The following is a 19,304-nucleotide window of genomic DNA, read 5'->3' as shown; positions in this document are numbered from 1 at the left end:
GGGGTGGAATAAGGCTCTTATGACAATGAATCTCAATAATCAGCATTTCCAGAAAGTCCAGAGGGGCATAAGGCCAAAATTTGGCCGAATCGAAATCTTCGGCTGATATGATTTACGGGACACGCTCTTTTAGGGCCTTCCCCCTTTTTTGTTTTTACCGTGAAAATACTTTTTATTAGCCACAGACCTACACAGACAAACACAGACTTTTCACGTAATAGCTCAATAAATAGGGGCATTGAGATTTTGCAGTCCTACTTTCACCGCAGAGACGCAGAGAGCGCAGAGAATCTTCTGTTTTTGTTTTTCGCTGAGAAAGTGAAAAACAAAAAGACGTATCCTGCCGGAAACAGATTGATTTTCATTTGCCGTTCTCTTAACGGCAAATGAAAAAATATTTTACTCTGCGTCCTCTGCGTCTCTGCGGTGAAATCTTTTTTTATGCCGCTGTACCCGTTTATTGAGCAGATACCGTAATTTAACAAAATATGGAGATAATTATGAGATCAGGAAAGGTTATATTATTGGGCACAATATGTATTCTGCTGGCTATTGCCTGTGCGCGGTTGACCGGAAAAACGACTCCCGGAGAAGAGGGGGATGAGAAATGGAAGTTATATACTGAGAAAATTAAGGTCTTGACACCGGCACAATGTGGCCAGTGTCACCTGCCGATTTACGACCTGATCCGTAAAGAGGGCGGGAAACACCGATTTGAATGTACAAATTGTCATCAGGAGTATCATGTATATAACCCGCTGAAACAAAATTATGCTGAAATTATGCCTAAATGTCAGAGATGCCATGGGCTTACTCATGGCGAGACGTTGGCTGAATGCAGCCAGTGCCATATAGATTCCCATAGCCCCAAAAATATCCCTATGAACACATTCCTGGAAGATGGGTGTATAACCTGTCACCCAAAGACGGGTGATGAGATGAACCAGTTTCCCAGCAAGCATAAAGATCAGGGTTGCTCGGCCTGCCATGAAAAACACGCCTACATCCCTTCATCTTGCATGAATTGTCATGAACCCCATATCGCCAGCCTCACTCAAGATAAGCAATGTCTGGCCTGCCATCCGGTTCACAGCTCTGCGCGACGCCTAAAATACGCCAAAGGTACATCCAACGATATATGTGCCGGTTGCCATGACGAAATAGCTGCTGCCTTGGCTGCAAATAAGAGTAAACACCATAATTTGGCGTGTGTGGACTGTCATAATGAACATAAGTATGTTCCAAAATGTAAAGAGTGCCATAAGAAACAGCATGGCAAGAAATTGCTTGAAAAGTTCGAAAACTGCCTGCGATGCCATATAGATCCTCATAATCTGCCGGCAGAAACAGCGGCGGAATAATTAAAGTGCTGTAAGCCGTTCACGGCTTGAAATTGGAAATTGGAAATTTGGGGGAAATGGAAATGAGTCTACTTTTAACACGGGACCGGATTTGCCCGATATTAAAAGAGGAAGAAGCTCTAATTTGACAAATTTAAAGGCAGAAAGTAAAAAAGCCAAGAAAAACTCCACCTGTGCGGCGGTCAGCGATTAGCATTGAATTTGTAACAGCAAATATCCTGCTTGTCAGGGTGGCAGATCGATAATCATTAAACTAATGGCTAACTGCTAAAGGCTAATGGCTCAATTTATGATGTATGTGAGCAAAAAGGCTTATTTAATAATATTTCTGATGATTATCTGTTGTCTCCCCGGTCATGCCTTAGCCAAAGTAAAAGGTCTGTGTTCCAATTGTCATACCATGCATGCCAGTCAAAAACAGTGGCCTGGTCAATGGGGTAATGAAACCTGGCTGCGGGCACATCCTCAGAAATCACTGCTTGTAAATGACTGTGTGGGCTGTCATTCGAGTGGCAGTAGCTCCACCAATTATAACTTAGGCGGCTGCGAGGTGCCTGTAGTGCTTTATACAGGTGCTGGTCAACCTACCTCATATCTTGCAGGCGGAAACTTCTGGTGGGTAAAGGAAGGACTTGGTGGTGAGGATACAAAGGGCCATAATGTGTTTCTTGGTGAGGATGACGATAGTCTTCCTGAAGCACCTGGTAATAGTGTAGGCTCTTGTGGCACTGATGCTTGCCACATTAATTTGTCCGAGCAATACAGCGGCCCCGATATGGTCTTTGTTCTTAACGGCAAATACGGCTGTCAGGGTTGCCATCTGAATGCAAGACACCATGCCAATGACCATCCAAATGGTGAATCTGGCTTAGTAGATAGTGCTGACAAAGGTTGGTATCGTTTTCTTTCAGGACATGGTTTTACCGGAGAAGGGGTTAAAGGCTATGAGTATAAAGATTGGGAGGCAGGGCATCCGAATCTTGCTCCGGGGGGGACTGCACACAACGAGTATATAGGAGATGCTGCCGCTACAGGTTATGGATTTTCTCAAAGTGGTGGGGCCGGAGATGGTGTTACAGCCTTTTGCACCGGTTGTCATGGAGACTTCAGCCATGGGGGGCAAGGTAGTTCAAGTCCATGGGAAATGCATCCTTCAGATGCAAAAATCCCAAATTCAGGTGAATATGCCGATGCCTTTGGCGCAGGATATGACCCGCTTGTGCCTGTAGCAAGGACTTCTTTGCCCAGCTCAGATCCATCCAAAGTGGATATTGGCACGGACCTTGTACAGTGTCTCTCATGCCACCGTCCCCATGGAAGCCCTTATTTCAAGCTCATGCGCTGGGACTATAAAAACTGGCCGGGCGGCGGAGATAATAAATGCACTGTCTGTCATACCACAAAGAAATAACATGAAAAGATTCTCAAAAGCAGAAGGGCAGGCTTAGAGAAGTCTTTGAAAAATAAAGGACAATGGAAGATCCGGATGAAACTGCGAATAAATCAAGGCATAAAAAAATGATTCAAGATTCAAGATTCAAGGTTCAAGGTTTGCCTATAATGATTTCATTGTTTTTTGTGTTACTGATTTATGGCCACGTGGCCATGGCAGGCCCTTATCTTGATTCTGCCCATGGAAATTACACACCTTCCCCTGGCTATGGAGTAAATAGGACTGCCACTGCCAATTCTGGTTACGCTAGAGGCAACTGTGCCCATTGCCACGAGCAACACGCAAGTATAGGAGGGAGTGAGCCTACACCGGCCAGTGGAAGTGCCTCTCCTTTCGCCCTCTTTGCCGATAATTTTGATAATAAAATAATCGGACCTTATGTTCAGACGGATAACTTCTGTTTTTACTGTCACGTCAACGTTGGTGCTGTACAGACCGAAGGGAGCATCACCAACAAACAGTACAGTAATACCTTTGGCGGCTATACTATCGACAGCGCCACGGACATCATGGGAGCCTTCAGCCTGAACTCATATCATAACCTCTATGATATCCAGGATTTTGCCAAGACCAAGTTTGATTTTTTCAAAGACTCATCTAATCCCTGCGTGGCCTGCCACAATCCCCATCGGGCGAAAAGAAACAAGGCACATCCTACTGATCCCTCATACACTGCTATATCCAGACCCACTGACCATGAAAACCTGTGGGGCGATGATGCGAATGAGCGGATGAGTAACTACACCTATTATCGTCCTCCTTATTATTATGGTTCGAATGCTACCTATGAGCCTGATGGCTCGGCTTTACATGATGGTTCTCTCATACCTGACTACAACGCCTTCTGCCTTGACTGTCACCAGTACCAGGTGCCTACTTCCCAGTCGGCTTCGATGAATCCTAATACACCGGCAACCTATCTGACGGCCATCAACTGGAGTGCCTCAGGCGATATGCACGGTGAGAGGTCAAGAATATATGATGTAAATGGAACCGGAAACAGTCGAACCGGGACGATAATCGCTCCCTACAATGTTGTGCCGGTTCAAAGCAATTACGTGCTCTCCTGCCTGGACTGCCACGAACCACACGGGTCAGTTCTGGTTTCCGGAAGACCTTCGTCCTATTTGTTGCGGAAGAAGGTCAACAACAACAGAGTTGATGGGTGCGGGCCGGGTGAGGGAAACTTCTGCGAAACGGATTTTTGTGGAAGCTGCCACACGTTTAGCCACTGCGGTGGCCCGCAGGGCTGCTTCCAATGCCACTATCACGGCGCTTACGGTAATGGCCCCGGTTGGTGCGGTTCTTGGGTAGGGCCAGTCTTTTGAACGGCTGTCTCTATCATAGTAACCAAATATATTTTGCTGCTGCTGTTGGTATGGGCCTACGAAAGAAGAGGAAAATGGAGTCAGGCCTTGAAATTTTTTAGACCCTTGCATCGTGAGCCCATTTTTCTTTTCTTTTCTTTCATTGCCTTAATTGCAGTTTTCTCGGGCTGTACCCTGGTTCAAAAAGAAGGCGTCTTAAACCAACAGGGATACCTGGTTGTTTATTTAAACCTGGAGACGACCCATATCACTCCCGCGCTTGATTTTACCTTAGAGGAATTGTGGCTGGAAGATGAATCAGGCACAAAGATACCTCTCCCTCTGCGACAAAAAGAGATAGACACCTCTTCAGCCGCCCGCCAGATTGTTCTTTCCCAAAGCGAGCTGAAAACAGGCCATTACACGGAATTATGTCTCAAAATAGCCAGGGCTGTATTGATAAAAGAGAGGAAAACACGGCCCCTGGAATTGGCTGATAAAGGCCTGGTAAATATCCCTATCACCTTAAGGATTGTCTCTCAAAAGACCTCCAGCCTCTTTTTAGACTGGGCACCTGAGGCTTCTATCGGACCGGAAGACACATTTTTACCTGTTATAAAAGTACGCAAGGGTGCTGCAGGTTTAAAAAAACTCCTGCTCTATGTGAGCAATTCCCAGGATAATTATCTTTCCGTAATAGACAGGGGTTCTCACCAGGTAATCGATACCATAACCGTAGGAGACAGCCCCAGGGGAATGGTACTCTCAGAAAATGGTGAATATCTTTATGTGGCCAATTACTTTTCCAATACCATCTCTGTTATAGAAACCATTAACAATCGTCTGGTCGATACCATTTCCTTGAACATAGGTTTTGGTCCCACCGAGCTTATCATCCCGGCCGGAACTTATACCCTTTATGTCACTGCCAAAGACTCCAATGCCGTCATCGTGATCGATGCCCTGACAAAAAACATTATCAAAAAGATAGATGTGGGCCAGGGGCCTGTAGGCCTGGCCAGTGACACGGACGGCCAATATGTTTACGTCGCCAACAGCTATTCAAATAACATTTCAGTGATAGATACACGTAATAATGAGTTGGTTAATACCATCGGAGCGGGAGGAGAGCCCAGGTATCTTTGCGCCTATCAGAGCTATATAGTCGTCTCTAACAGTCAGTCAAACAGTGTTAATTTTATTGACCGGTATTCCTCAAATGTCGTATCTACCGTCTTTATCCCAGGGCGACCGGGGAATCTTATCCCGGGGCGAAGGGGATGGGTTTATGTGGCCGGAGAGCGCAGCCATGATATCTCTTTTGTCACTCCAGGGCTGAACATCGCCCCGCGCAAGCTCCCTGCAGGTCGGCACCCAGCGGGTATGGCCCTGGACAGGGACAGAAAACTGCTCTACGTGGCTAATCTCATGGATAATACAATAAGTGTCTTAGATTTGATCAGGGAAGAGGAAGTCAAGAGGATAGAGGTGGGAGACAGACCTTATGACCTGGTCCTAGTGAGCGATTAAGGGTCTGAATGAAATACCTGAAGATAGCAGCAGTAATTCTATATCTTTTGCCTTCATATTATGCCTTGGGACAAGATATAAGTGGTACCGCAGACATTTCTTATAATACCTCACGCACAGAATCAGACGGAGAAAAAAGTTCCGACTGGAGCTTTCTTCAATACTATTACTTGAATTACAGCACCTATTTGACCCCGGCCATTACATCCAATCTAGGTATCCGCTACAATCGCCGGGACAGCAATATGCAAGACCAGGAAACAATCTATCCGTTTATAAACTTGGGTCTGATAAATGAATATTTTTCAGGCAATCTCAGTTACAATTATATGAAGGAGAAAAGCAGCGATAACCCGAGCCTTATTACCTCTTTCTGGAATACAAATCTGACCAGCCGGCTGGAGGAATGGCCCAGGTTGAATTTTCAGTATACAGAAACCAGGCGATATGATGATTTGTCTCAACATGAGACAGATACAAAATCAACCAGTCTTTTAAGCGGTGTTACATACCAATTTAGTATTTTTGATATGATGTATAACTACATGAGGTCCACTTCTCTTGACTATTTGACAGAGACAGATACAAAAAGTAACAATCACGTTGGTCGCCTGGGAATGCATAAAAGCTTTTGGGACAATCGTATCTCCATTTCAGCAGACGGGGGATATAATTATTATGATACCACCACGACCGTGCCGGAGGCAGGCGAGATAGAACAAAGACGCCGGGCGGAAAAAGGTTTTTATGGTGTAGACAGCTCACCGGAACACAGTACCTTGTCTCCTGCCCCCGGCCTCACTGATGGAAATTATGATACGGCGGTCATTACAGCGCAGGAATATATGAATATAGGTCTTGGTCTCTTTTATCCCCAGACAGTTGATACTATTTATATTTACACAAATAAAGATTATTCTTATGACCCTGTCATTTCTTCAGAAAAGCTGGAATGGGCGGTTTACTGTACTGATGAAGAGATAGAGCCAAAGACATGGACACGTATTACTAGCAGCGCCTTGTTCTCTTATAATGAAACCTATAACCGGTTTGAGATCAGCTTTACTCCCCAGGAGGCAAGACACTTTAAAGTGGTCTATTATCCGGGTACCGCCAGCCCTGCCTTCCGGATAACAGAGATAGAGGCCTATGGTCTTGAATACGTAGACCGAATATCCAAAACTGACACCAAGACCTATACGGGCAATTGCGCCCTGTCCATACGCCCCCTGAATGACTGGACTACCTCATACTACCTCTCTTATTATCGCACCGATACCTCACCTGAGGAAATCACGAATTATACACTAAGCCAAGGGGTAAACCTTACAGGAGACCTCTCCAGGTATTTTTTAGTTACCTTAAGCTATCAGAAAACATTGTCTCATACGCCAGAAACAGATACCGAAGTAGACACCTATGCCTTTAATTGGCGTTCCAACCCCTTAGAGACCTTGAATACCACGCTTACTCTTAGTTACGGCGAGACAAGGGAAGATGAGGAATTGATTACTAAAATAAATTCCCTTTCTTTTAACTCCATCTTCATGCTCTGGGAGGGGATAGATGTGAATTGGGACCTTAACCTGTCCCAGGCCGATAATGTCCGTGACGAGACTGAGTCTATATCTGCATATTCTGACCTCTATCTCAGGGCCTTATTGACGAGACGCCTTTCCTGGGATCTGGGTTATAACCAAGGCTACCAGCAGACCAGCAACGAAGAGACTACCGAGACTACCTCGTCAAACATTTATAGCACCCTGGTATATACACCTTCTTCCCGGCTCTATGGACGAATTTATGTCCGGTATGAAACCGCTGAAGAGCAAAGCAGATTTTCGCACGAATATAGTGTGGGATGCTTTATTGTTCCCAAGGTCCAGATAAATGCGACCAGCCGTTTTGAGTATACCGAAGACAAGGATGAAATGAGCCACAGCCTGGATCTTAACTGGAACATAGGCCGTGCGGCCAGTTTTAGAATGGGTTACAGTTATTCACATAGTCAAAATGAGACAACGGAAAAGAGCCATAATTTTTACTCGCGTCTGTCGATAAATTTTTAAGAGGTGAATCATGAAAAAAATCATAATATCTTTGATGGCATTATCCATGCTTTTTGCCTGCGGCCCGGGTATGCGTTATTACACCAATCCTGCGGCCGACCTCTCTTATATTAAAAGGGTGGCCATTCTGCCCTTACACAACTTCACCAAGGCCGATTTGGCGCATGAAAAGATAAGGGACGTCCTGGAGACAGAGCTCCTTCAGCTTGAAGCCTTCGAGGTGGTTGATAGAGGGGAGGTGGACGCGGTCTTGAGGGAATTAAGGATTACTTCCTCTTCAGATATATCTCCCTCCATCCTTAAGAAGATTTCACAAAAGTTGAATGTCCAGGCCGTCTTGACAGGAGCGGTGGACGAGTATGAAACAGAAAGGTCCGGCAATATTTCCTTGTCCTTTGTTGCCGTCTCATTAAAGCTAATAGATGCCAAATCCGCTGAAGTCATCTGGCAGATAAGCTCCAGCGAGAAAGGCGGAGGGGCTTTAACCAGGCTGTTCGGGGTGGGAGAAAAGAGCCTTCTTGAAGTAGGACACATTCTGATAAGAAGATGCCTAAAAACATTATAACTACTCAGGGGGATAGACTCATAAGCGCTAAGTTGTTTTTGCCCAGGAGGGACTGAAAAAAGATGAACATCGAACATCGAACGTCCAACATCGAACGTTGAATGGAAAAAGATGAAGAAACAGGCATATGATCTGGAAGAAAGGCTGCTTGAGTATTCGGTACGAATCATAAAGATCGTTGAACAGCTACCAAATACCAGAACAGGCAACCATGTTGCAGGCCAATTGTTAAGATCGGGAACTTCACCTTATCCAAACCATGGTGAAGCTCAGGCAGCAGAGTCCCCAAAGGACTTTATCCATAAGCTTCGTATCTCATTAAAGGAGCTCAGGGAGGCCCAGCGATGGTTAAAACTTATTCAGCATGTACCACTAATTAAAAAACCTGAACTATTAGATGATATTTTACAGGAAACAGAGGAATTAATTAAGATTTTCGTTACGAGTATCAAAACGGCTGAAAAGAAACAGAAATAGTTGTTGAATGTCACGCGGCGCAAGCGCCTGCGCTGCGCGTCGGTATTGGGTGTTTGTTTTTTCATTCGATGTTGAACGTTCGATGTTCGATGTTCGACGTTCATCTTTCAAAACAACCCCCCTATGGCATAAATGTAACCTGTGAAGGAAAAAAGGAATTATCTTGGTTTACTCCCTTAAAATACTTCGGTCTTCAGTCTTCTACCTAAATACCTGGGTAGTTACAAACATTATAGTAATATTTATCATAATATTCATCTTTGAACAGCCCTGCTTTTCTGCAGAATACAGAAAAATTGTCTTCTTTCCCCTGGAAAACATAAGCGGCAAAAACGGGGTCCCGGAAGATATAGTAATTCGTATCGCCGAAGACATACGCAAACGCAATGATTTTGAGATTATCTCTCCTTCAGACCTCAAAGACTTCCTTTTAAAAAACCGGGTGAGAAGATTGGGCTCGATCACCGGAGCCAAGGCCAAAGGATTAGAAAGGGCATTCGGGGCAGATGCCGTAATCATTACCTGGGTTGACCTCTATGAAAAGGGAGATAACCCCAAAATAGGAATAGGCATTCGTTTTATTGAGACGGAAACGGCCGCGGTCATCTGGAGCGATTATGTCGCCTTGGCAGGTGATGATTTCAGTTCATGGCTCGGTTTGGGCAAAATCACCTCTATTGACCGTTTAACGTCAAAAGCAATACGAAGATTAATTGATCATTTTCCGGTTTCGCTCAAGAAGACCCCGATAGAAGAGACATTATTTGCCCTTGAGCGGTTCTCCCTAATCCCTTCGGTTGTCAAGGGTGAAGCCCCTGTAACGGTTTCTCTGCATCTGGTCTCCATTGCCGAAGCCCCTGAGAAACTCTCTCTCCTTATGGGAGGAAAAGAGTGGCCCCTTGAGAAAAGACAGAGAGAATGGTGGGAGGGAGAAATAAAGGCCCCGAAAAGAGAAGGAAATTATTTTGCCAGGTTAAAGCTCCTTGCCAGGGCAGGAGAAATCCTTTTTTTTAATACAGCCAGCTACTTAGAAGTGGACAATACACCGCCCAAGGTGCGTCTGTCATGTGAAAATACCCGTTTTTCTCCCAACAGGGATGGAAGCAAAGATGCATTGATCATCTTCCCGAGCCTTTTGGACCCGGAAGACATAAAATTGTGGGGCTTTTATATTTTTAACGAAAAAGGAGAACTTGTGAAGAGGTTTGAGGGAAGCGAAGAACTGCCTCTTGCCTTGGCCTGGCATGGAGAGACCGATGCATTCGGCAATGCAAAAGATGGCATTTACCACCTTAAATGCAGATGCCAGGATAAGGCCGGCAATGCTGCTGCCACACCCGGAAAAGAGATCGTATTGGATAAGATCCCGCCCAAATTAGATGTTATGATAGATGTAGAGAAAAATAAGGCGCTATTTACAATAAAATACGAAGAGCTTACCGGGATAAGTCAGTGGGAATTGATAATTTCGGATGAAAAAGAAAATATCTATTATGACCTTAAAAAAGAAGGGGCAATCCCTTCTCAAGTAGAATTTCCGTTGCCTGATAAAAAAGGACTTTATTTCCTGATGGAAGCACTTGATACGGCCGGGAACAGAACAGAATCCAAAGGGTCCCTGGTGTCACAAAAGATTGTTGCCGGCGAGAAACCTGAAGAAGAGGAGAAAGCGCCCTGTGTATGGGATTACGAGTTCTAGGGGTATCCGGCTTATTCTTTTGGGATGTTTTTTTTTGTTAACCGCCTGCAGCCACGGCCATTCTCCTCTCTATATTGACAAAAACAATATTTGTGAAGTCAAAAAGTTGGCTGTTTTCCCGTTTCGGAATCTCTCAAAAGATCCTCACGCCGGGGAAATCGTAACCCAGATATTTTTGGCGGAACTAAGCAAAAAAGAACGTTTTGAAGTGGAAGAATTGGGTAATATTATTGATTTTATGGTAGAACAGAGGGCAAGGGTGGGAGCAAGTATCAGCAAATCCAGATTGCTCCTCTTAAAAAGAAGGTATAAGATCGATGCCGTAATTTTCGGAGATATTCTGGTGTTTGAGCAAAGGGGCGGAGTGCCATATATAAGTCTCAGTATAAGAATGCTGAAGATAGATACGGATAAGATCGTATGGAAGGCAAATATCGAGAAGAATGGAGATGACTACATCAAGATCTTAAATATAGGGCAGGTAAGGTCATTGAACCAGCTCACGAGTACAGTAGCCAGGGAATTAATGAAGACCATGCGGTGAGAGGTGAGATTGGAAATTGGAAATTGGGGAGAAATGAAACGAGTAAAAAAGCCAAATCATGGTTGCGAAAACTCATCAGAAGAAAAGTTTTATCTGAGTCAAATGCGACAGAATACGAAGCAATAATTGAAAAGCTCGGTCCAAAATTGAATGCATTCATCAACAGCACAAAGACATGAAGGCCAAATTTCGAATTTCTAATTTCGAATTTCTAATTTCCAAATACAAGGAAAAATATATGAAAAAGACCCTGTGGCTTATTATTTTTATCTTGATTCCATCAACTGCCTTTTCTTATCTGGCAAGGGTAAATGATGAATCGATTGAACCCGAAGATTTTAAGGAAGTTTTTACGCGCTCACACGTATATACCCGAATGGGACAAAAAAACAGGCCCGGGGCATTGACGGAAAAGAGCCTGGAAGGGGCCCTTAAGAATCTTATTGACCATCACTTGCTGGCCCAGGAGGCCAAGAGGCTTGAGCTGGATAAAGAGCCGGATTATCTCCAGGGCCTTGATTATTACAAAAGATACCTGGCCACCAGGGCATTTTGGCAAGAGGAATTTAAAAAAATAGATATCACTGACAAAGAGATCGAAACATATTTTCAGGAAAAAAACACAAAATGGCATGTCCGGCAAATATTCACCAAAGAGAAAAACAAGGCAGAGGAGGCCCTGAAGCGGCTCAAAAATGGAGAGGCCTTTGCCAAAGTGGCCCAGGAACTTTCAGAAGGACCCTATGCCGCCAAAGGAGGGGACTTGGGGTTTATGCGCAAGGGACAGATGGTTGAAAAATGGGAAGCAGCCGCCCTTTCCCTCAAACCGGGAGATTTCAGTGACATTGTAGAAACCCGGGCCGGGTTCCACATCATTAAGCTGGAAGAAATAAAATCGCCCGATATGGAAGCGCTTGAAAAGCAAAAGCCGGGTATCAAAAAGAGTCTTTTAAAAAATAGGAAAAAAGCAGTAGAAAAAGAATGGGATGATAAATTAAGGGCAGAATCAGAAATAAAGATAAATGAAAAATTACTCAAAAAAATAAAAGAAAATCCTGAAGAAGGAAAAGCGGATGAGGAAATCGTCGCCCGGGTAAATGGAGAACCAATCTATTTGAAAGATTTTCTCCCTTTATTTAAGAGAAAGATAGGGGGATTTAATGCCATGAAAGACAGGTGGCATATTAAAATAGATTCCGATAAGGTAAAAAATGAAGTGCTGGATGCATTGATTAATCAAAAGGTGATCGAGCAGGAGGCCTTAAAAAGAGATTATTTTAAGAAAAGCAAGGAAATCGGGAAGCAATTGGATAATTATAGGATGATGCTTTTGGTTAAGGCCTTTAAAGAAAAGATTGTTGCCCCTCAAATCAGTTTGAGCAAAAAGGAATTGGAAAATTACTATAAAAAACACAAAGAGGATTATCTGAGCCCGGCTCAATATGATCTGAGAATGATTGAGGTAAAATCCAGGGAAGCAGCGGAAGGGATCAGGGAAGAGCTCCTGGCCGGGGCGGACTTCCCTTTGCTTGCCAGGGAAAAATCTGTCGCCGCCTCTGCCAGGAAGGGAGGGGCGACAGGCTGGGTTTCAGAAAGGCGCTTGCCTGAGAAGATCAAAGAAGAGGTTGAAAGATTAAAACCGGGAGAAATCACCCCGGTAATCGAGAAGGATATCCACTATGTAATTGTTCAATTAAAAGAAAAAAAACAAGGACGGCTCATACCCTTTGCGGGAGTGGAAGAGAGAGTAAAAAGGGCACTCTGGATGGAAAAATTCAATGATTTTTTAAATAAGTATTTGAAAGAATTGAGGAAGATTTCTCAAATAAAGATTGACAAAAAGGCATTTAAAACGGTAAAAGAGGAATTCGGAATAAAGTGAGGATTCTCGATGCTCGATTCTCGATACTAGATGCTGGATATTTTGAGGAAAAAGTGAATTATCAGAGTTATAAGGATTTGGATATTTACAAAAAAGCTCATAAATTGGGGGCATCCTTCATTCACCAATTTATACTTTCTTCAAAAAACATGCATTATCGAATTGAATACGGATGCTGAAATTAGAAATTAGGATCGAGCATCGAGCATCAAGGATCGAGAATCAAGGATCGAGAATCGAGGATCGAGCATCAAGGATCGAGAATGAAAAAACTATTTTTTGTCTTTTCATGCCTTGCGGGTCTGGGGCTTTTATTCAGCTGTGCCGGAGCCCCGAAAGGGCGGCTGACGGCCAAATCCTGTATCGAGTGTCATGAAAAGGAATACAAGCAGTTTGTTGCCGCCAAAAATGTCCACGCCCCTGTCAAGGAAAAGCAGTGCGAGGCCTGCCACCGCCCGCACGGCCTTATCGGCGGGGTCTATCTCAAACAGGGATTCCCCGAGCTTTGTTTTTCCTGCCATGAAGAGACAAAAAAAACAAAGGGGAAAAACGCTCATCCCCCTTTTGAAAAGGGTGATTGTATTAAGTGCCATAACCCCCATAGTTCCGGTCATGCCGCCCTTTTAAAAAAAGGAAAAAGAGATACCTGTCTTACCTGCCATGAATCAGAAAAATTCAGGCAGGAATTCATCCACCAGCCTGCCGGAAACTGCCAGACCTGTCATCTCCCGCACGTAGCCAATTTTCCCTATCTGCTCAAAAAACCGGAAAACAGCGTCTGCCTTGACTGTCACAAAACAGACATTATTACCAGGACACATAAAAATTATCCCTTGACCGGTGACCATTGCGTCTCCTGCCACAGTCCTCATAGCGGTAAAGAGAAAGAGATCCTCAGGCTTTATTCCCATCAGCCCATCAAAGACTGTTACAAATGCCATCAGGGTCCCGAAGGGAAGATCCCGTTTTCTCTCAAAAAGAAGGGCAATGATCTGTGTTATGATTGCCATGATAAAGATAAGGCGCCATTTAACGCGTCTTACATCCATTCCCCGTTAAAGGATAAGGACTGTACCACCTGTCACGCCGCTCATGCCAGTGATTTTAAGGGGGTGACCGTAAAGGCGGAAAAAACACTATGCCTGAGCTGTCATGAAAAAACAAAGGAAAAATTAGACAACAAGTTTATCCACAAACCCATTGTGCAGGGAGAATGTGTTGTCTGCCATAATCCTCATTCCGCCCCTAATAAGAAACTCATTCCCCTGCCTGTTGCCGCCCTTTGCTATGACTGCCATAAGAAAGATGCATTCACAAAGGTTTACCGGCACGCGCCCGCGGAGAAAGAAGAATGCCTTACCTGTCACGACCCACATGCCTCTGCGCAAAAATGGGAATTAAAAGAGGCGCTGCCGGGGCTCTGCAATACCTGCCACCAAAAAACCGCAAAGGAGTTTAAAAAGGTAAATGTGCACGCACCCGCCCAGAGAGGGCAATGTTATGCATGCCATTCGCCTCATTCCGCCTCTAACAAATTCTTTCTCCCTGAAAAGAGAAGGCGACTCTGCTTTAGCTGCCATGAAGACATGAAACAGGGGCTGACCATCCTTCATCCCCCCTTTATCAAGGGTGATTGCGAGAAATGTCACGAGCACCATGCCTCTGACAACTCTTATCAAATCATCCGTGCCGGGGCTGAGGGCTGTTATCCTTGCCATACTTCCATAGAAAAGAATGCCGCGGAGAAGGCCCTTGTGCATGCACCTTTAAAAAAAGGGGAATGCACTGCCTGTCACTCGCCTCACGGGAGCAAGATCACGGGGCAGCTTTACAGACCCCTTAAAGGTCTCTGTCTTTCCTGCCACGAGGATCTGATAAAAACAGAAGAAAAAATCCAGCTGGTTATTCATAAGCCCATAGAGGAAGGAAAATGCGATCATTGCCACCAGGCCCACTATTCCCAGGCCAGGCATCTCCTCTTAAATTCAGGCGCTGAAATCTGCGCAGATTGCCACGACCTAAATGACAAGACATTAAAAGGGATGCATCTAAATCGTTCATTAACGAATGTAAATTGCATAAATTGTCATACTCCCCATAGCGCTGTCTCAAAGCAGCTATTCCGGCGTATTTTGCATAAACCGTTTAGTGAAGGCCGGTGTAAGGACTGTCATGAAAGTTAACTTGATAATACTGTTTTCCCTGTTTTGTTTTATTTCCAGCCCTGTCCAGGCAAAAATAGATTGCCTTAAGTGCCATCCCGATATCAGGAAACAATTAACTTCCGGAAATGTCCATAATCCGTTAAAGAAAAGGGATTGCACCGTTTGCCACAATATCCATGCCTCGGACGAACCTAATCTCCTGATTGAACCGACAAAAGATCTATGTCTTTCCTGCCACAAAAAGTCATTCAAGGCCAAATACCCCCATCTGCCGGTAACACAAGGGAAATGTGATAAGTGTCATGACCCCCATGCCTCCCCTTACAAGGCCCTGCTTAAAGACGCGGAAGACAAGATCTGCTTCGGTTGTCATGAAAAGAAGGAATTAATTATCGGCAAGCGCCTTCATCCTCCTCTTAAAAAGGGGTGCCTTTCCTGTCATAAGGCCCATGGTGGTGAATATCCGCAGCTTTTGGGCAGGCCCCCGGAAAAGCTCTGCCTTGGCTGTCATCAAAAAACAGAGATTTCCAGATTCCATAATGTGTCGGCCATAAAAGGTACTGTCTGCCTTTCCTGCCACAGTGCCCATTCCTCCAAAAAACCCCGTTTGCTCCGGGAATTCGCGCATAAGCCTTACGCAAAAAAACAGTGCGGGCAGTGTCATATCCTGGAAGGAAAAAAAATAAAAGGAATAAAGACAAAAACGCGCTCTCTTTGCCTGAAGTGTCATCCCATGGAAAAGGCAGACGCCTCCATTTACAGTCACATCCAGGCAAGCCCGGGAACAAATGTCTGTCTTGACTGCCACAGTCCCCATCTTTCCGATAAAAAACCTGCCTTAAAGGCACCTGTGCGCCTGCTTTGTTTTAATTGCCACCAGGACACAAAAAAGCAACTCTTGAGCAATTCCCCTGATTACAAGCACAAACATCCGGAAGTGAAAAAGGAGGCATGCCTTGAATGTCATGGTGCCCATGCCGGCAATCATCTCTATTTCTTCAAAGACGATGTCATCACTGTCTGCACCGGCTGCCACAAGAGGCATGCAAAATTTACCCATCCTTTAGGTAAAAAGGCGATCGACCCAAGGTGCAAAAAAGAGATGGACTGCGTGAGCTGCCATAACCCCATGGGGGCCAGAGGCGGTTATAATACCATTTTTGATTACAAGAAAAAGCTTTGCATCCAGTGTCATAAGATAGAGACGTGAGGCTCGATTCTCGATTCTCGATTCTCGATGCTGGATGCTGGATTCTCGATGCTGGATGCTGGATGAAAAGTGAATTATCAAAGTTATAAGGATTTGGATATTTACAAAAAAGCACATAAATTGGCAATAGAAATTCATGATCTGAGTTTGAAACTACCTAAATTTGAGATGTATGAAGAAGAAAGCCAGATAAGAAGATCCAGTAAATCTGTGGCTAGCAATATAGTGGAGGGTTTCGGCAGGCGTAGATATAAAGCAGAATTTGTGAAATTCCTAACATATTCTCTGGCATCTTGCGACGAGACAAGAGAACATTTGTATACTTTGTTTGAGACAAAATCACTAAAAGATAAGAATAATTATACCTATTTCTTTGAAGAATATGATCATCTTGGCAGGATGATAACCAATTTTATTAAGTCTGTAGAACTGGGACATAAAACTAGAAACTAGCATCGAGAATCGAGCATCGAGCATCGAGAATCGAGCATCGAGAATCGAGAATCGAGCATCGAGCATCGAGAATCGAGAATCGAGAATCGAGCATCGGAGGTCATCCGAAGGTAATGAAAAAGATATGTTTTGCTTTCAGCTTTTTGCTTTCAGCTTTCAGCTTTTATTTTTGCGGGCATGCCCATGCTTATATAAAGGGAGAGTTGCTAACAGTTATCTACGGCGAAGAAGAGACCTCCGGTCCATTTAATCAACCCCGGTCTATTTATATAGATCAAAGCAAGGGCAAGATTTATATCATAGACACATTGAATAATCGTCTTGTCTCTTATGACAAAAACTACAAGTTTATCTCCCGGTTCGATGCCGAAGGAAGACTGGATCTCCCTGTCTCTATGCTGAAAGATAAAAAAGGACATCTCATTGTCACTAACAGGGGTGAAGAGAGTGTCCTGGTCATCCATCTTAAGGAAAAAATTATTGAGCCCCTTGATTTCAGCAAGGTTTTTCCAAAACCCGTCCCTTCTTACATGGCCATGGATGAGAATGGAAGGCTTTATGTTATTGATGAGGCCTACAAAAGGATCTTGATCTTTTCTGATGATTATGAATTTCTGGGTGAGATCAAAGAGCCCCAAGCTGCCGGGTTCAGTGATGTCAAGTGGTCTGGAAATTGCCTTTATGTCTTGGATACCCTTTTAAAGAAGGTCTTTATCTATGACAACCAGGGACATCTGATCCGCTCTTTGGAATTTAAATCCTTAAGCTTTCCTGTAAGCCTGGCAGTGGATAAAAGGGGGTTTATATATATATTGGATGCCCATGAGGGCAAAGTATATCTCTTTAAGGACAATGAAATAATAGGAGAAATAGGCAAAAAAGGCTGGAAAGAAGGTAAGCTTTATTATCCCGGTTATATCTATATAGACAACAAAAATACCCTCTATGTAGTGGATACGGGAAATAACAGAATTGAAGTCTTCAAGATAAAATGATAACTACTCAGGTTCAGGGTTCAGGGTTCAGGGTTAAAGAGCGATAAATAGGATAAAGAGTATATAACATAATCGCCAACGAATTCAAAGATATCTAGGGAGCAGGCCAGACGAACGTTTACCCTTTCAGAGTTCCTTGACAGGGCGTGCCGTGCCTGCTGTTCCTGGATTTATCAACTATCTCAAAGAATATGAAGAGTGCAAAATAACCAACCCTGAACCCTGAACCCTGAACCTAAGTAGTTACACAAAGACATGAAAGCCAAATTTCCAATTTCCAATTTCCAATTTCTATTTTTCCCCATCTTCTTCCTTCTATTTTCCAATTTCCAATTTCCAATTTCCAATTTCTTCTCTTTAACCATCTCTTATGCCGAAGAGGCTGGAGAAGTTGAAAAGACCGGAGAGATCGAAGAGACTGAAGAAGAACCCGTTTCCGCTCCGAAAACCAGGTTGACCCCCAATGTCTTGCACCTCTTTGATCTGCGGGAGGGGATGGAAAGCAATGACCGTCTTTCTTTCCCATCTTCTGTAAGTGTGGATGAAACCAATAGAGAAATATACGTGGTAGATTCAGGACATCGTCGTATTATTGTTTATACCGAAGATGGTTATCCCTTGTACGTCTTGGATAAAGATAATGGTGTAGAACTCCCTACTGGTTTATGGATAGACAGGACTGGCTATGTTTACCTGTGTCAGGTAAGGACAAGGGACGAAGATAAGGGCAGAATCTCCATCTTTGACCCCTGCTTGAGGTGGGTAAGGGATATATTTTTTAAAGGGTTTGAGGGCGCGGATGAATTCAAGCCAAGGACCGTGGCCTTAGGCAAAGATAAAAAAATCTATGTAAGCGGAGATGGTTTTAAAGGGGTGGTTGTCCTGGATAAAAACGGGGCGTTTTCTCATATAATCTCGCCCCAGGATGTGTTATTGGGGATAAAGGACAAGGCGGACATCTGTGCGGTATATATTGATGGAAGCCATAGGATTTACCTTTTAAGTGAAGGATATGGTCGTGTTTATGTCTATGATAAAAATGAAAATTTCCTCTTCAGGTTTGGACAAAAGGGTGGAAGCTCGGGCAAGCTGAGTCGCCCCAAAGGATTGGGTGTAGATGAAGTAAGACACTGGATATATATAGTGGATTACCTGCGCCATACCATCACTGTTTATAAATATAAAAACGGTCAATACCTGTTTGAATTTGGTGGAAAAGGATGGGGACCGGGCTGGTTTCAATTTCCAACTTATATCTATATTGACCACGCACAAAGGACTTTGGTCGCAGACTTATTTAACCAACGGATACAGGTCTTAAAAATAACCGCTTTGAAAACCATCAAGACCAGCGAAGAAAAAACCCTCGTCCCTGGTTTTCTTCCGGTTAAGCGAGCTCCTGAAAAGGGTAAGAGGTGAGGGGAAGATGTTTAAATATGGCACGAATATTGCGGAACATATTTTAAGGTCTGGATATTTCATATAAGATACAGGCAGCAAGCACCGGGTAGGCTGCTTGCCATACAATTACTGCCATTGGTCTGAAGATTCTTTCATAGAGCAACCATTTTTTGAGTCAACTCCTCAATTTTTC

The 19,304-nt window shown here is 44.0% G+C and carries 17 protein-coding genes and 1 pseudogene; all 18 read left to right on the top strand.

Translation table 11 applies throughout. The annotated features are described in order from the left end of the window. The first annotated feature begins 488 nt into the window (after positions 1 to 488). The 18 genes and pseudogenes from C4B57_08730 (at position 489) to C4B57_08645 (ending at position 19,129) form a co-directional block, all read left to right on the top strand. A complete protein-coding gene (locus C4B57_08730) occupies positions 489 to 1,361 on the top strand; it encodes a cytochrome C (protein PXF54100.1) in 873 nt (290 codons plus the stop codon). Between the two features lie 277 nt (positions 1,362 to 1,638). Further along, complete coding sequence (locus C4B57_08725) at positions 1,639 to 2,772, top strand: hypothetical protein (protein PXF54099.1); 1,134 nt, start codon at positions 1,639 to 1,641, stop codon at positions 2,770 to 2,772. 62 nt (positions 2,773 to 2,834) lie between these two features. Then, entirely contained in the window at positions 2,835 to 4,142 is a 1,308-nt protein-coding gene (locus C4B57_08720) for a hypothetical protein (protein PXF54098.1), read from the top strand. Between the two features lie 33 nt (positions 4,143 to 4,175). Beyond that, complete coding sequence (locus C4B57_08715; GenBank protein PXF54097.1) at positions 4,176 to 5,651, top strand: hypothetical protein; 1,476 nt, start codon at positions 4,176 to 4,178, stop codon at positions 5,649 to 5,651. Between the two features lie 8 nt (positions 5,652 to 5,659). Next, complete coding sequence (locus C4B57_08710; GenBank protein PXF54096.1) at positions 5,660 to 7,720, top strand: hypothetical protein; 2,061 nt, start codon at positions 5,660 to 5,662, stop codon at positions 7,718 to 7,720. A 10-nt stretch (positions 7,721 to 7,730) separates the two neighbouring features. Next, entirely contained in the window at positions 7,731 to 8,285 is a 555-nt protein-coding gene (locus C4B57_08705) for a hypothetical protein (GenBank protein PXF54095.1), read from the top strand. Positions 8,286 to 8,396: 111 nt separating this feature from the next. Continuing rightward, entirely contained in the window at positions 8,397 to 8,762 is a 366-nt protein-coding gene (locus tag C4B57_08700; protein ID PXF54094.1) for a four helix bundle protein, read from the top strand. 163 nt (positions 8,763 to 8,925) lie between these two features. Further along, the gene (locus C4B57_08695) at positions 8,926 to 10,461 is read left to right on the top strand and encodes a hypothetical protein (protein PXF54093.1); all 1,536 of its coding nucleotides are present in this window, start codon (positions 8,926 to 8,928) and stop codon (positions 10,459 to 10,461) included. A gap of 19 nt (positions 10,462 to 10,480) precedes the next feature. Then, positions 10,481 to 11,005 carry a hypothetical protein gene (locus tag C4B57_08690; protein PXF54092.1) on the top strand — a complete coding sequence of 175 codons (525 nt, stop codon included), beginning with the start codon at positions 10,481 to 10,483 and terminating at the stop codon, positions 11,003 to 11,005. Next, positions 11,002 to 11,184, top strand: coding sequence for a hypothetical protein (locus C4B57_08685; protein PXF54091.1), 183 nt, complete (start codon positions 11,002 to 11,004; stop codon positions 11,182 to 11,184). The genes C4B57_08690 and C4B57_08685 overlap by 4 nt, the downstream gene beginning before the upstream one ends. Continuing rightward, positions 11,181 to 12,887: a hypothetical protein gene (locus tag C4B57_08680; protein PXF54090.1), complete on the top strand. Its 1,707-nt coding sequence runs from the start codon at positions 11,181 to 11,183 to the stop codon at positions 12,885 to 12,887. Before C4B57_08685 ends, C4B57_08680 begins: the two co-directional genes overlap by 4 nt. Continuing rightward, a complete protein-coding gene (locus tag C4B57_08675) occupies positions 12,884 to 13,066 on the top strand; it encodes a hypothetical protein (protein PXF54089.1) in 183 nt (60 codons plus the stop codon). Before C4B57_08680 ends, C4B57_08675 begins: the two co-directional genes overlap by 4 nt. A gap of 84 nt (positions 13,067 to 13,150) precedes the next feature. Continuing rightward, the gene (locus C4B57_08670; GenBank protein ID PXF54088.1) at positions 13,151 to 15,070 is read left to right on the top strand and encodes a hypothetical protein; all 1,920 of its coding nucleotides are present in this window, start codon (positions 13,151 to 13,153) and stop codon (positions 15,068 to 15,070) included. Continuing rightward, on the top strand, positions 15,060 to 16,262 hold the full coding sequence (locus C4B57_08665) for a hypothetical protein (protein ID PXF54087.1): 1,203 nt from the start codon (positions 15,060 to 15,062) through the stop codon (positions 16,260 to 16,262). The genes C4B57_08670 and C4B57_08665 overlap by 11 nt, the downstream gene beginning before the upstream one ends. A 69-nt stretch (positions 16,263 to 16,331) precedes the next feature. Then, a complete protein-coding gene (locus C4B57_08660; GenBank protein PXF54086.1) occupies positions 16,332 to 16,715 on the top strand; it encodes a four helix bundle protein in 384 nt (127 codons plus the stop codon). Then, a pseudogene (locus tag C4B57_08655) lies at positions 16,699 to 16,806 on the top strand (6-phosphofructokinase). Before C4B57_08660 ends, C4B57_08655 begins: the two are co-directional and overlap by 17 nt. Positions 16,807 to 16,828: 22 nt before the next feature. Then, a complete protein-coding gene (locus C4B57_08650) occupies positions 16,829 to 17,710 on the top strand; it encodes a hypothetical protein (GenBank protein PXF54085.1) in 882 nt (293 codons plus the stop codon). A gap of 468 nt (positions 17,711 to 18,178) precedes the next feature. Beyond that, complete coding sequence (locus C4B57_08645; GenBank protein ID PXF54084.1) at positions 18,179 to 19,129, top strand: hypothetical protein; 951 nt, start codon at positions 18,179 to 18,181, stop codon at positions 19,127 to 19,129. The last annotated feature ends 175 nt before the right edge of the window (positions 19,130 to 19,304 follow it).

The sequence above is a fragment of the Deltaproteobacteria bacterium genome (genome assembly GCA_003194485.1).
GTDB lineage: Bacteria > Desulfobacterota > Dissulfuribacteria > Dissulfuribacterales > UBA3076 > UBA3076.
This window is presented reverse-complemented; position numbering and strand designations above follow the sequence as displayed.

Coding starts and splice junctions, on each gene's coding strand:
- C4B57_08730 (PXF54100.1), top strand. CDS start 489: ATGGAGATAATTATGAGATCAGGAAAGGTTATATTATTGGGCACAATA.
- C4B57_08725 (PXF54099.1), top strand. CDS start 1,639: ATGGCTCAATTTATGATGTATGTGAGCAAAAAGGCTTATTTAATAATA.
- C4B57_08720 (PXF54098.1), top strand. CDS start 2,835: ATGGAAGATCCGGATGAAACTGCGAATAAATCAAGGCATAAAAAAATG.
- C4B57_08710 (PXF54096.1), top strand. CDS start 5,660: ATGAAATACCTGAAGATAGCAGCAGTAATTCTATATCTTTTGCCTTCA.
- C4B57_08705 (PXF54095.1), top strand. CDS start 7,731: ATGAAAAAAATCATAATATCTTTGATGGCATTATCCATGCTTTTTGCC.
- C4B57_08700 (PXF54094.1), top strand. CDS start 8,397: ATGAAGAAACAGGCATATGATCTGGAAGAAAGGCTGCTTGAGTATTCG.
- C4B57_08680 (PXF54090.1), top strand. CDS start 11,181: ATGAAGGCCAAATTTCGAATTTCTAATTTCGAATTTCTAATTTCCAAA.
- C4B57_08670 (PXF54088.1), top strand. CDS start 13,151: ATGAAAAAACTATTTTTTGTCTTTTCATGCCTTGCGGGTCTGGGGCTT.
- C4B57_08665 (PXF54087.1), top strand. CDS start 15,060: ATGAAAGTTAACTTGATAATACTGTTTTCCCTGTTTTGTTTTATTTCC.
- C4B57_08650 (PXF54085.1), top strand. CDS start 16,829: ATGAAAAAGATATGTTTTGCTTTCAGCTTTTTGCTTTCAGCTTTCAGC.